The following is a 12,161-nucleotide window of genomic DNA, read 5'->3' on the forward strand; positions in this document are numbered from 1 at the left end:
AAAACGTCCGAATGTTCCTATGTTTATTATCTAGTTGTTTGGCACTCGGTGCGGCACAGCCGCACCGTCGCTTGTGACAGTTGCGTAAGTCCTGAGTAGGACTGATTGCAATTATTGTCGGTTTGACAGGTAGCCTATTGGCCTATTGGTTTTCTACACAGAAATTAGCACCTTTGAGCAGCGACGTCGAATTGGTATCATTACCCCTCAAGGTGAACCACTACCGATTGAGGTTGTCCTGAATTCTGAAGATAACGGGACTGGTGCGACTTGAACGCACGACCTGACGCTTAGGAGGCGTCCGCTCTATCCAACTGAGCTACAACCCCAACTGCGAAGCATATATAATTATAGCAGTAGTTTTAGGGAGACTGCCAATAATTATTCCAAGAGCCGCCGCCTACTTCTAAACCACAAAGAAAACTTTCTGCTTTTAGAATTATTTTAGATTTTCTTCCATTTAATTCTCGTAACTCTAAATTTAGTTTTCCTTGCATGGTGTCCCGGCAACAGTATCTTAAACCTTCTGCTGTTGGCGCACGTAGAGGAGTACCAGGTAAATTCGTGGTTCCTGTTAATTCAATTTCATAACTAGAGTTGCTAGCTTTCATTTGCCACCTACCCCAAGGCTGAATTTCCCACTCTACTTGTGAATTCCAGGGAACAAATTCATAAAACTTGCCTTGATAGTGCAGTCCAATCATCGCTACAGATTCCATCCACCAGAGCACACCCCGCCGTCCACCGCCAGCAGTTAATGCTAAGTCTGGTTCGTCCTCGAAGCAATTACAATTTATCCAAAACCATTTTTGAGGAAAAGCACCACCCCAATTTTTCTCACCGTAAGCTGGGGCGTTGGTGAATTCGTAGATTTTGCCATTCCAGTCAATCTTCCCACTGGCTAGACCGTGAGCCATCAAAATTTGCCATCCAGGTTCAAAAATCTGCAAGAACGACAGCCAGCCTGCGGTTGATTGCTGAATGGCATTTTGATTACCCCAACCGTATACTGGTTGAATTTCATACTGCCAACGGCAATAATTATTGGTGGCGCATTCGCGAATTATTCCCTGATTCAAGGTGGCTGTAGCTTGATATCCTTCTTGGACATGATACTCAAACTCTACTGGGAGTAAGTATAAAGGAGAAACTTGCAAATTATTTTTACCCCAATGACCTAAAGCCAAAACATCTTGACTACCCCAAAATTTGTTGACATCAGGAAAAGTACGGCAGAGGTACTGATCATCTGGGCCGAGGATTTGAACTGCACCGCCACTGTAAGGTTTACCGCCGATGGGATCTTCAATGGAGTACATAAAGGCGAATGTTTGCCCAATTTCCGGTAATGTGACGCGGTAATACCAACCTTCAAAGAAGCGGCGACTACTACCATCCCAGTGATAGCCAGAATGGGGTGTTTGGAGAGAATTTAAGGGAATAGTTAACATAGATTTATCTAATTGCCGATTTTTTCAGTATGCGCGACGATCGCTTCGATATTAATGATGCTTATGAAATTCTTGGGCTGAAACCCGGTGCATCTCAAGCACAGGTGAAGCGAACTTACCGTAAACTGGTGAAAATTTGGCATCCCGATCGCTTTGTCGATCAAAGGCAAAAACAGGAAGCTGAGGAAAAAATCAAATCAATCAACGCAGCTTACAACAGGCTCAAATCTGAAATTCCATCTGAGCCTCCTATTCCTGAAAATCCATCTTCATCTTCGCCTAAAAACCCCCCAAAAATATCTGTCAATCGTTGGGATGCAGAAACTTTCTATAATTTAGGAGTAGAAAATGCTACACAAGGCAGATATGAGGATGCGATCGCAGATTTTACTCACGCAATTCGTCTTAATCCTCACTATGTTGACGCATATAAATATCGTGGGTTAGTTTGCTCACAATTAGGATATGAATATAGAGCCGCTTCAGATTTAAATAAAGCTGCACAAATAGAAGAAGAGTTAACAAATCCGGGGAGTACGCGTAGATCGCGATCGCCTAGATATGTATCAAAACCTAGACCTCTAGTAGAAAGATTTTGTCAAAGGATAAAAAGTTTACTACGGCTAAATCGGCGTTGGAGATAAGGAGCGAATATAGTTTACAGCTATTTTCAGGTAAATAGCTGTAAAACACTTCAGACGGCGACACCAGAGATGAAGTTAGATACTACTTATACTTGGGAATACTAAGTGTAGTAAGATTTGCTGCTGATTTCTTAGTATGAGCGATCGCTTTTAGTCCCGATGGTCAGCATCTTGTTAGCGGTAGTGCAGATCATACTGTGAAGCTATGGGATGTTAACACAGGACAAGAACTTTACACTTTGGATAACCATTCAGATTGGGTTAACTCTGTCGCTTTCAGTCCTGATGGCAAAACTTTGGTTAGCAGTAGTCGAGATATGACTATTAAGCTTTGGCGATGCGATATATAACAATAAATTAAAAATTTAGAGAATTGTTAGATTTTTTGATCAATCCGTTAACTGACAGTTTAATAACATCCGTCTTTGGGATACTCTTTCTATTGATTAAGTATTTCTTTTACATCACTCCATGTTCGACTATTGTGAATGATATCTTGTGCTTCATAATAAGAAATACCCAAAGCCTTCTTTAAAATTTCAATTGATTTGGCTTTTGAATGTCTTATTTATCCTGAATCCTTCGACCTTTTCGAGTCAATCCGGTTTCCGTACAAATAGCTTGTAGTGGTTTATCCCAAGGTTCAATAAGTATGTGGGACAAGTAGGCAAAATCAAAGACAATTCCGATGGTTGGCTTTGTCTGCCACTGCGGTAAACTGAGCAAGCGATCGTAATATCCGCCCCCATAACCCAAACGATATCCTTGATGGTCGCAAGCTACACTGGGGACAAGAATCAAATCTACTTCGGCAGCATCTAAGATTGGAGCGTCGGGGTGTGGTTCAGTAATTCCATAAGCGCCGCTTTGGATAGAATTATTAGGTGTCCAAATATGCCAACATAAGGATTTATCAACGCAGCGAGGAAATCCCCAACGGTATTTGGTGTTTGTAAATAGGGGACTAAGGTCAGGTTCTTGGCGAAAGCTGAAATAAGCGAGTATTGTTTTTGCTTGGGTAAACAAAGTAGAGTTTTGTAAATGAGAGCTAATGCGATCGCTTTTTTCTCTCCATTCTTCAACGGACATTGATTGACGTCTTTTAAGTAGAGTGCGGCGCAATTCTGCTTTATTTAGTTGATGATTAACTTTGTCCATAAAATATAGTCAAAAAAATAAGCTGGGCGATGCCCAGCTTGTATCACTCTACATTCATCAGAACATTGTTATGCACCGTGTTGACGATACCACTCAATGGTATTCTTAAGCCCTTCTTCAAAGCTCACCTGAGCCGTGAAATTAAAGGCTTGCTTTGCCCGTTCAGTATCTAAACAGCGGCGGGGTTGACCATTAGGCTTATCAGTTTGCCACACAATTTCCCCTTTAAACTCCATCAATTTGCAAATTAGAGTTACTAAATCAAGGATGGAGATTTCATAACCGGTTCCCAAGTTTACTGGTTCCGATTCGTTATAGAATTGAGTCCCCATCACAATCCCCCGCGCCGCATCTTCTGAATACAGAAACTCACGGGTTGGACTGCCATCACCCCAAACTGCAAGTTGTTTTTCTGCTTTAATTTGGGCTTCGTGAACTTTACGAACTAACGCTGGAATGACGTGGGAACTTCCGGGGTCAAAGTTATCTTCTGGACCATATAAATTGACTGGTAGTAGGTAAATCCCATTAAAACCGTACTGCTGACGGTAAGATTGCAATTGAACTAAAAGTGCTTTTTTTGCAATTCCGTAAGGGGCGTTGGTTTCCTCTGGGTAGCCATTCCAAAGATCGTCTTCTTTGAATGGCACTGGAGTAAATTTGGGATAGGCACAGATTGTGCCAACACAAACAAATTTTTCTACTCCAGCTTGATAGGCAGCGTGAATCAGCTGGGTTCCCATGATCAAGTTATCGTAAAACAACTCTGCGGGTTTTTCACGGTTTAAACCGATACCACCGACATGAGCTGCTAGATGGATGATTATGTCTTGCTGGTCAACTGCACGTTGGCTATTTTCCCAAACACGCAAATCGGAATCGTGCGATCGCGGTACTGTAATTTTCTCACGATCAGCTCCTGCTTTACACAGTTGATCTATCACCTGACGACCTAGAAACCCCGACCCACCAGTGACGAGAATCCGTTTATTTTTTAATCTTAAGGCGGTCATATTTTATCCTCTGTGATGCGAATCAGAAGTGCAAAGCGCCCAGTGTTTGACGAATAGTCGCGATGTCATTTGGAAATTGCGAACCATTTCCATTGGGTGAAGTGTGACCCAATGCTTGTAAATCTGCTTCTACCATTAGGGAAACTAGTTCTTTAAAGGTTACTGATGGTGTCCAGCCCAAGTTCTGCCGTGCTTTGGTAGAATCGCCAATTAACAACTCTACCTCTGATGGACGGAGGTAACGCTCATCAAACTCTACATAATCTTGCCAATTAAGATTCACATAACTAAATGCCAGTTCCAAAAACTCGCGCACCGAGTGGGTTTCACCAGTAGCAATTACGTAATCGTCTGGCTGGTCTTTCTGCAACATCAACCACATTGCTTTGACGTAATCCTTCGCATAGCCCCAATCTCGCTTGGCATCTAGATTACCCATGTAAATCTTTTTCTGCTTACCAGCAACAATACCAGCCACCGCTCTAGTAATTTTGCGGGTTACAAAGGTTTCACCCCGCCGTGGTGACTCGTGGTTAAAAAGTATGCCATTACAAGCAAATAAATTATAAGATTCACGATAATTTACAGTTTGCCAGTGAGCGTAAACTTTCGCACAGGCATAGGGACTGCGGGGATAAAAAGGCGTTGTCTCAGTTTGAGGTATTGCTTGTACTAAACCGTACATTTCTGAAGAACCCGCCTGGTAAAATCGTACCTGAATTCCGGTACGATGCTGGTAGTCTCGAATTGCTTCCAACAGACGCAATGTCCCCATTCCTACTGCATCTACCGTGTATTCTGGTGAATCAAAGCTAACTCTGACGTGGGATTGAGCGCCGAGGTTGTAAATCTCTACTGGCTTTACTTCTTCTAAAATACGCCGCAACGTTGTACCATCTGTCAAGTCACCGTAGTGAAGAAACAAGCGCACTCCCTCTTTGTGAGGGTCTTCGTAAATGTGATCGATGCGGTCTGTGTTAAAGGTAGAAGTCCGGCGAATGATGCCATGAACCTCATAACCTTGTTCCAACAAAAACTCACTTAGATATGAACCATCTTGTCCAGTAATACCAGTAATTAACGCTCGCTTCTGTTGCGTCATGCTCAATTATCCCTTATTGTCTTTGATTAAAAAGTTACAGCCAATCTGATACAACCTAGCAACTAATTGCTGAATTGCCTAATGGGAAACCTACGAGTTCTTGTTTTTATAATACTTTTTCCGTAAATAAATATACTTAATAAAGAGTACTTTAATACGTAAGTCCAATCTTCGATAGCTCAAGATTGTTTAATTATGTATATTTTATTTTTTACCAGATAGATCGAGAGTATTTTTATGTGTATTGTCTTTTTATCAAAGCTTCATATATCTCTGGTTTTGTGAAGACTTAATAAAATAGGTACTTTAAATTAGATTTCTGGCAAAAGAGCCAAATATCCACACTCACAGAAATCTTAGTTAAGTAAAAAAGCACAAATTATAGAAACTAAAGATGAGCAATTCTTTAGCTTTCGGGGAGAATTGGTACTTAGGGGCATTAAATGCCCCACAGAATCGACCCTAAGTAGTTACTCAGTATGCACCATTATTTTTAGGTAGAATTACTACATTAACAGTTTTCAAGATGATCCATAAATCAAGCCAGAAATTCCTAAATTTGACATAATGCAGGTCTATTTGGACTCGCCGAGGGTAAGGAATGTCATTACGCCCAGATACCTGCCACAAACCAGTAATTCCTGGACGGATTGTTAAAATCTCATCAATGTGATAACCGTATTTTGGCAGTTCTTCTGCTACTAGAGGTCGGGGACCGACTACACTCATGTCCCCTTTTAAAACGTTCCAGAACTGGGGAAATTCGTCTAAGCTAGTAATTCGCAAAAATCGACCAATTTTGGTAATCCGGGGATCTTGTTTCAGCTTAAAACTGCTCTCAAATTCTTGTCGCAATTCGGGCGATGTTTCCATCATTTGCATGAGGATTTCATCGGCATTGCTTACCATTGTTCGGAATTTAATACAATTAAACGCTTTGTAATTTTTCCCTACCCGTTCCTGGACATAAAAAATTGGGCCTTCTGAGCTCAAGGCAATCAGCATGGTCAAAATTAAGTAGACGGGGAAGAACAAAATTAATACTGACAGCGAAAACACTATATCGAACAGTCGTTTGGCAAACTCTCCGTTTAAACCCTGAAAAGATAAACCTTTAGGCTTAACTTTTGGCGTCTTTGTTTTTTGACCACGTTTTAAGAAACGCGTAGACGCTCTAGTGTCTTGCCGTACGCGTCGCTTGCCGGAGAGGAGTGAGCTCTGGGCAGTCATCATACTCCTTAATAATCCACACCACACATAGTCCCAATATTAAAGCCAAAATGAGGTGCTTCTGGGGAAAATTGCCAAAAGCCTAAAAAAAATAAGACGTTAACTAAGACCATCATTGCAAAAACAGTCTTTTTTCGTTGCACTTGTTTACAAAATCTAGATAACGATCTGCAAAGATTTGCGGTGAGAACTGCGTGGCGTGCGATCGCATATACTCGGAATTGAACGAACTCTCACACATTTCAAACTTTTCTACTGCCTCCACCAAAGCCGCCTCTGTTTGAGTCCTGAAAAATATACCTGTCCCTGTATCTACATAAGAGTGGATATCTCGCACTGTTTCTAGAGCACCCCCTGCACCATAAGCAATCACTGGCGTGCCGCAAGCTTGTGCTTCCACTAGGGCAATACCAAAATCTTCACAAGCTGCATACACAAACGCCTTAGCCCTAGACATATATTTTTTTACCACATTATCGGGTTGCCATCCCAGTATTTGGATATTTGAGTTTGCCATCTCGCGAATCTTTTTCATTTCATCTCCTGTACCAATGACTACTAATGGTCGTTTTAGTTGATTAAAAGCCTTGACAATCAACGATATTTGCTTGTAACTCACTAACCGGGAAACTGTCAGGTAAAAATCCTCTTTCTCAGACAGAAACGGAAATTCCGCAATATTCACTGGTGGATAAATGACTGTTGCTTCTCGCCGATAGCAGCGCCAAATCCGCCGAGCTGTATGCTGCGAGTTGGCAATGAAGTAATCAACGCGATTGGCACTCAATACATCCCACTGGCGCAAATGATGTAATAAATATCGCGTCACCCAACCAGGTAAACCACTACCCAGTTTGCTGTGGCGCAGATAATCAAAGGTCAAGTCCCAAGCATAGCGCATAGGGCTGTGACAATAGCAAATATGCATCTGTTCAGGAGTGGTAAGGATTCCTTTGGCAACAGCATGGGATGAAGACAAAATGACATCATAATGCCGCAAATCAAGTTGTTCAATTGCCAAGGGCCACAAAGGCAAGTATTTTTGTATACCGTTACGGGCATAAGGAAAGTTCTGGAGAAACGTCTTGCCAATTTGACGCTTATATAAATAACTTTCTCTATTGCTAGATTCAAAATCTATGAGAGCATACAAATCAGCATCAATATGATTCAAAATTTCTCGGACAACGAGTTCTGAGCCACCTGTGGCTTTCGGTGTCAGCCACTCATGAACTAAAGCATATTTCAAGGGCACAGCTAAACAATTCAAAATTCAAAATTGAAGATAGTTTTTTTAGACTCTGACTGAAAAGTTTCCTCTTGTGATTAATTAACGGGAAGTGCTTCAGATTAGCAAATGGGACGTAATCTTTCCCCCAGAGGTTCCAGATGGATACTACAACCTGATAACCTCAGATTGGGAATGGGGAATGGGGCATTGGGCATGGGTTATTCTCCTTGTCCTTTTTGTTTCCCTAGTCCTCAATACCTATTCCCTTGATGACAACTGATATAGAAAAGGTGAATTTATGCGAATTCTGATTATGGGTGGTACTCGGTTCATTGGTGTCTATTTGACTCAACTACTAGTGGAACAAGGACACAAGGTGGTGCTGTTCAATCGTGGGAATCGGCCAACACCTTCTTTACAGGGAGTAGGACAAATTATAGGCGATCGCACTGATGCTACTCAATTAAAAGAAAAATTATCACAAGAAAACTTTGATGTCATTTTTGACAATAATGGACGGGAACTGACTGATACTCAACCACTAGCAGAAATTTTTCAAGACCGAGTGCAACATTTTGTGTATATGAGTTCTGCGGGAGTGTATCTCAAATCCGATCAATTGCCCCATATAGAAGGTGATGCAGTAGATCCTAAAAGTCGCCATAAGGGTAAACATGAAACAGAAGCTTACCTGACTCAATTGGGATTGCCTTTTACTTCTATTCGTCCTACTTATATTTACGGCCCTCGTAATTATAATGAATTGGAAAGCTGGTTTTTTGATAGAATTGTGCGCGATCGCCCCGTTCCCATTCCTGGAAATGGCTTGCATATCACCCAGTTAGGTCATGTAAAAGACTTGGCACTAGCAATGACTCAAGTTTTGGGCAATAAACAAGCCATAGGACAGATTTATAATATCTCTGGCGATCGCTTTGTCACTTTTGATGGTTTAGCCCGTGCTAGTGCTGTCGCCGCAGGTAAATCACCTGATGCTGTCAAAATCGTCCACTACGACCCGAAAAAGTTTGATTTTGGCAAACGTAAAGCTTTTCCAATGCGGGTGCAGCATTTTTTTGCTTCGGTGAATAAAGCGCAAACAGAATTAAACTGGCATCCTGAATATGATTTGATTTCTGGTTTACAAGACTCTCTGGAAAATGATTATTTGGCTAATGCAAAAGACAAAGCCGAAGTAGATTTCTCTGTAGATGAAGAAATTTTACAAGCGTTGTGAGTAAAGATGTTTAGGGGTACATCGCTGTGTATCCCTACTGGTACGATGCGATCGCATCTTCATAACTCATCAGGGTTAACGCCCAACTCTCGCAGTTGTGCTGCTAATCTGTTAGCACGTTGACTTTCTCGTTCTAGAGGTGTGGGAAGCCAATTCCCACTTGCATCATACCAACGTAGCCACAATCGCTCAATTTGTTGGTAAGAACCTTGCCAAAGTCCTAAGCCCAGTTCCAAACCCGGCATCCACACCCGTGAGGTACTCAAATCCAATTCGCTGTAGCGGTCTGCAACTAATTGGAATGCTTGGAGTTTGTCAGTATAGCGGTCAAACACAATGTAGTAAGGAACTCGCAAAATCCGCTCATAAACTTCCCATTTGGTCGGCGGTTGGTTAATCTCCCGCAGAGTTTGTCCTAAGTCTTCTTTTTCAGTGCCAGGAGAAAGCAATTCTACCACTACAAAAGGAGCAACCCCTTCTTGCCAGATCACATAACTGAGACGCAAGTTTTGCTGTTCGTAGAGACGCGAAACTCCTACAGCAGCAAACCAGTCTGGGCGTTTGTACCACAGTGTATGCCGGAGGTCATAGTAAAGGTTTAAGTCAGTGGCGACAAATACCTCCTCTGCTGGATAATTAGGTGGACAGAAGGTTTCGCGCAGAAGTTGGGGTTGAAAAAGGTGAAATTCGTCAGGCAAACCAGAGTCCTCTAGATATTCACTGGGAAGATCGTACATGGTGGGTAGGACTTCTTTGGGGGAGAGAGGCGGGTCTGTTTGGTACATAAGGGGAATCCTGACCGACTAATTTTAAGTTAACGGATCGCGGTAAAGGTTTGGTCAAAGTCAAAAATATTTTTTCTACCTGAGAAAGACGCGATAAATTGCGTCTTTAGTTTTTACTAGAACAGGAATGACAATTTTCTCTATTAGTCAGCCAAACGTTTTTTAGAATTGTCTGAAGGCTACTAAAACTAATTTCTGTAAATGCTGTTGTTGGTTGATAAAATGAGCCAGGTTTTGCAATATCCACTCCAAAATGTTCTAGAGTCTCGCGCCCGTTTGGGTGAAGGTCCCATTTGGGACTCTACCCAAAACCTACTGTACTGGATTGATATCTACAACCATCGGGTACATCAGTTCAATCCTGCTACCGGGAAAGATTTGTTTTTTGATGTGGGAGATGTGGTAGGCGCGATCGCAACAGCAGGTAAAGATAAATTAATTATGGCAGTGCGTCATCACCTAGCATTCCTCAATACCCAAACAGGTGAAGTTACTCCAATTTTGGAAATTGAAGGAAATCAGCCAGATAACCGACTCAATGATGGAAAATGTGACCCCCAAGGCCGCTTTTGGTTCGGCTCAATGTGTTCTTCAGAAAAACCTCATGCTAGCCTTTATCGCTATGATCGTGACGGTTCATTGCATGTAATGGAAACAGGATTGACTCTCTCTAATGGTCTGGGTTGGAGTCCAGATCAAAAAATATTTTACTTGAGTGATTCTCCTCATAAAAAGATATATGCTTACGACTTTAATTCAGTAACGGGTAACATTACTAATCGCCGGATTTTTGTTGATTTAACTCATGAATCTTTTTATCCAGATGGATTAACAATAGATAGTCAAGGAAATATTTGGTCAGCGATGTGGGATGGGTGGTGTGTGATTCGTTTCAATCCCAAGGGTGAAGAGATATTGCGGATTAATCTACCCGTTCCACTTGTAACAAGTTGTACCTTTGGTGGCGAAGATTTGCAAACACTCTACATCACTACCGCTTCAGTTGAACTCAGCCAAGCCGAGATTGACAAAAGTTTCTACTCTGGTGATTTGTTTGCTCTGCAAACTGATGTTACTGGATTACCTAGCTATAATTTTGAGAAATAAAGTAGTAGCTGTGTTAAGGTGAGCCGCTAAATTGTTTCTTGCATTCGTTCAACTTGACTCTTTACTTGTTTACGAATTCTAAAAATTCTGAGTTTGGAACTTTTGATCTCGAAGTTCCAGGTTCAAAGGTGCAACTTCCGAGTTCAAAGGTGCAACTTCCGAGTTCAAAGGTGCAACTTCCGAGTTCAAAGGTGCAACTTCCGAGTTCAAAGGTGCAATTTCCGAGTTCAAAGGTGCAACCTCCGAGTTCAAAGGTGCAACTTCCGAGTTCAGAAGTGCAACTTCCGAGTTCTAAAGGACTTGCAAATAAAAAAACATCAGTACCATGCAGCTTATTTGATTTAACTTTGAACTTCAAAGTGTATTTTTCCTAGTTACAATACTATATTGCCGTTTCATTAGTGCTGACTTTTTGCGGCAAAAGATAAATACCCCCAGATATTAAAGTCAAGGCAACATAAATCCAAAAAGCAATTAGAGATGGGGTTTGCCAGACTTCAGGTAGTGGCGCAATCAGAAGTGCGTAGGCGTAGCCCGCCGTAGGTATCGCGACTATTTGACTAATGGTTTTGAGTTTACCCCAAATATTTGCCCCCGTAATTGTTGTTTGATTTACCCGCCAACCAGCGATCGCCGATGTGAGAGTAAAGTTAGTTGTAACTGCTAATAATTAGGGTGAGGATTAAACAAACCGAAAGGAAATGTTAGCAGTTAAAGGGTCTGGTAGTGGTTTTCCTTGTGCTTGATAATCTTCAATCAAAAGTTCTAGTACTTCCTCACCATTATTAAGAGCATCGACGTAGGTATTTCCATGAGTGTGTGCATAGGGGCCAAACTCAGGTAGGCTGACAATATACTTTTTATCTTCCATTGACCACTGAATTACAATACTATATTGTGGTTTCATTCCTGTTCTCCTTTTTCTTCTTCCTCTAGTTGTTTTATTTCTATGAGCGCATTTCTAACATCTTTTTCCTGATAACGATTTGCATCTGCTCCGTCTTTGCCAGATAAAGTGAGGCTATAAAGTAGCAAAGGATGGCTCCATACTGTATGACTGCCTTTGCCGCTTCTATAAGTGAATCCAGCTTTTAGGAGTATTGCTTTTAGTTCCCGAATTTTTTTGGGCACTGTTAGAAATTTCTGACGTATCTATAAATATTTTGTCATGATTATCTGGAGAAATCTCAGACCGACAGGGAC

At 41.6% G+C, this 12,161-nt stretch carries 15 protein-coding genes, 1 tRNA gene and 1 pseudogene; 5 read left to right on the forward strand and 12 right to left on the reverse strand.

Annotation, left to right across the window (positions count from 1 at the left end):
- Positions 1–145 precede the first annotated feature (145 nt).
- A complete protein-coding gene (locus tag V7K56_RS00500; protein ID WP_334906547.1) occupies positions 146–274 on the forward strand; it encodes a hypothetical protein in 129 nt (42 codons plus the stop codon).
- Here V7K56_RS00500 and V7K56_RS00505 read toward each other — a convergent pair.
- Together V7K56_RS00505 and V7K56_RS00510 are read right to left on the reverse strand one after the other, a co-directional pair.
- A tRNA-Arg gene (locus V7K56_RS00505) sits at positions 256–329 on the reverse strand. The genes V7K56_RS00500 and V7K56_RS00505 overlap by 19 nt on opposite strands.
- A gap of 33 nt (positions 330–362) precedes the next feature.
- Positions 363–1,451: a tocopherol cyclase family protein gene (locus tag V7K56_RS00510; protein ID WP_334906549.1), complete on the reverse strand. Its 1,089-nt coding sequence runs from the start codon at positions 1,449–1,451 to the stop codon at positions 363–365.
- Between the two features lie 29 nt (positions 1,452–1,480).
- On the opposite strand from V7K56_RS00510, the gene V7K56_RS00515 reads away from it, so the two are divergent.
- Entirely contained in the window at positions 1,481–2,095 is a 615-nt protein-coding gene (locus V7K56_RS00515; protein WP_334906550.1) for a DnaJ domain-containing protein, read from the forward strand.
- A gap of 197 nt (positions 2,096–2,292) precedes the next feature.
- Positions 2,293–2,445: a WD40 repeat domain-containing protein gene (locus tag V7K56_RS00520; protein ID WP_334906552.1), complete on the forward strand. Its 153-nt coding sequence runs from the start codon at positions 2,293–2,295 to the stop codon at positions 2,443–2,445.
- Positions 2,446–2,659: 214 nt separating this feature from the next.
- Here the strand turns inward: V7K56_RS00520 and V7K56_RS00525 are convergent, their stop codons facing one another.
- The 5 genes from V7K56_RS00525 to V7K56_RS00545 form a co-directional block, all read right to left on the reverse strand.
- Positions 2,660–3,253, reverse strand: a complete 594-nt coding sequence (locus V7K56_RS00525; protein WP_334906554.1) for a 5-formyltetrahydrofolate cyclo-ligase — start codon at positions 3,251–3,253, stop codon at positions 2,660–2,662.
- A gap of 68 nt (positions 3,254–3,321) precedes the next feature.
- A complete protein-coding gene (locus V7K56_RS00530) occupies positions 3,322–4,266 on the reverse strand; it encodes a GDP-L-fucose synthase family protein (protein WP_334906556.1) in 945 nt (314 codons plus the stop codon).
- A gap of 22 nt (positions 4,267–4,288) precedes the next feature.
- The gene (gmd, locus tag V7K56_RS00535; RefSeq protein ID WP_334906558.1) at positions 4,289–5,368 is read right to left on the reverse strand and encodes a GDP-mannose 4,6-dehydratase; all 1,080 of its coding nucleotides are present in this window, start codon (positions 5,366–5,368) and stop codon (positions 4,289–4,291) included.
- A 474-nt stretch (positions 5,369–5,842) separates the two neighbouring features.
- The gene (locus V7K56_RS00540) at positions 5,843–6,598 is read right to left on the reverse strand and encodes a sugar transferase (protein ID WP_334906607.1); all 756 of its coding nucleotides are present in this window, start codon (positions 6,596–6,598) and stop codon (positions 5,843–5,845) included.
- 112 nt (positions 6,599–6,710) lie between these two features.
- A complete protein-coding gene (locus V7K56_RS00545) occupies positions 6,711–7,853 on the reverse strand; it encodes a glycosyltransferase (RefSeq protein WP_334906560.1) in 1,143 nt (380 codons plus the stop codon).
- A gap of 274 nt (positions 7,854–8,127) precedes the next feature.
- Between V7K56_RS00545 and V7K56_RS00550 the strand changes: the two genes are divergently transcribed.
- The gene (locus V7K56_RS00550) at positions 8,128–9,066 is read left to right on the forward strand and encodes an NAD-dependent epimerase/dehydratase family protein (protein WP_334906562.1); all 939 of its coding nucleotides are present in this window, start codon (positions 8,128–8,130) and stop codon (positions 9,064–9,066) included.
- Between the two features lie 59 nt (positions 9,067–9,125).
- Here the strand turns inward: V7K56_RS00550 and V7K56_RS00555 are convergent, their stop codons facing one another.
- Complete coding sequence (locus tag V7K56_RS00555) at positions 9,126–9,851, reverse strand: Uma2 family endonuclease (protein ID WP_334906564.1); 726 nt, start codon at positions 9,849–9,851, stop codon at positions 9,126–9,128.
- A 222-nt stretch (positions 9,852–10,073) separates the two neighbouring features.
- Here V7K56_RS00555 and V7K56_RS00560 point away from each other — a divergent pair, with 222 nt between their 5' ends.
- Positions 10,074–10,958 carry an SMP-30/gluconolactonase/LRE family protein gene (locus V7K56_RS00560; protein WP_334906566.1) on the forward strand — a complete coding sequence of 295 codons (885 nt, stop codon included), beginning with the start codon at positions 10,074–10,076 and terminating at the stop codon, positions 10,956–10,958.
- Positions 10,959–11,036: 78 nt separating this feature from the next.
- On the opposite strand, the gene V7K56_RS00565 is transcribed toward V7K56_RS00560, so the two are convergent.
- From V7K56_RS00565 to V7K56_RS00580, 4 genes and pseudogenes are all read right to left on the reverse strand, one after another.
- Positions 11,037–11,210, reverse strand: coding sequence for a hypothetical protein (locus V7K56_RS00565; protein WP_334906568.1), 174 nt, complete (start codon positions 11,208–11,210; stop codon positions 11,037–11,039).
- Between the two features lie 130 nt (positions 11,211–11,340).
- A pseudogene (locus tag V7K56_RS00570) lies at positions 11,341–11,592 on the reverse strand (hypothetical protein); the annotation flags it as partial.
- Positions 11,593–11,640: 48 nt separating this feature from the next.
- Positions 11,641–11,865 (reverse strand): type II toxin-antitoxin system HicB family antitoxin, encoded by a 225-nt coding sequence (locus tag V7K56_RS00575; RefSeq protein ID WP_334906570.1) that lies wholly within the window; start codon positions 11,863–11,865, stop codon positions 11,641–11,643.
- A complete protein-coding gene (locus V7K56_RS00580) occupies positions 11,862–12,089 on the reverse strand; it encodes a type II toxin-antitoxin system HicA family toxin (RefSeq protein WP_334906572.1) in 228 nt (75 codons plus the stop codon). Before V7K56_RS00580 ends, V7K56_RS00575 begins: the two co-directional genes overlap by 4 nt.
- Positions 12,090–12,161: the final 72 nt, after the last annotated feature.

Origin of the sequence: Nostoc sp. (genome assembly GCF_036917535.1) — a bacterium.
Lineage (GTDB): Bacteria > Cyanobacteriota > Cyanobacteriia > Cyanobacteriales > Nostocaceae > Nostoc.

Coding starts and splice junctions, on each gene's coding strand:
- V7K56_RS00510 (WP_334906549.1), bottom strand. CDS start 1,451: ATGTTAACTATTCCCTTAAATTCTCTCCAAACACCCCATTCTGGCTAT.
- gmd (WP_334906558.1), bottom strand. CDS start 5,368: ATGACGCAACAGAAGCGAGCGTTAATTACTGGTATTACTGGACAAGAT.
- V7K56_RS00575 (WP_334906570.1), bottom strand. CDS start 11,865: ATGAAACCACAATATAGTATTGTAATTCAGTGGTCAATGGAAGATAAA.
- V7K56_RS00515 (WP_334906550.1), top strand. CDS start 1,481: ATGCGCGACGATCGCTTCGATATTAATGATGCTTATGAAATTCTTGGG.
- V7K56_RS00560 (WP_334906566.1), top strand. CDS start 10,074: ATGAGCCAGGTTTTGCAATATCCACTCCAAAATGTTCTAGAGTCTCGC.
- V7K56_RS00555 (WP_334906564.1), bottom strand. CDS start 9,851: ATGTACCAAACAGACCCGCCTCTCTCCCCCAAAGAAGTCCTACCCACC.
- V7K56_RS00540 (WP_334906607.1), bottom strand. CDS start 6,598: ATGACTGCCCAGAGCTCACTCCTCTCCGGCAAGCGACGCGTACGGCAA.
- V7K56_RS00525 (WP_334906554.1), bottom strand. CDS start 3,253: ATGGACAAAGTTAATCATCAACTAAATAAAGCAGAATTGCGCCGCACT.
- V7K56_RS00530 (WP_334906556.1), bottom strand. CDS start 4,266: ATGACCGCCTTAAGATTAAAAAATAAACGGATTCTCGTCACTGGTGGG.
- V7K56_RS00550 (WP_334906562.1), top strand. CDS start 8,128: ATGCGAATTCTGATTATGGGTGGTACTCGGTTCATTGGTGTCTATTTG.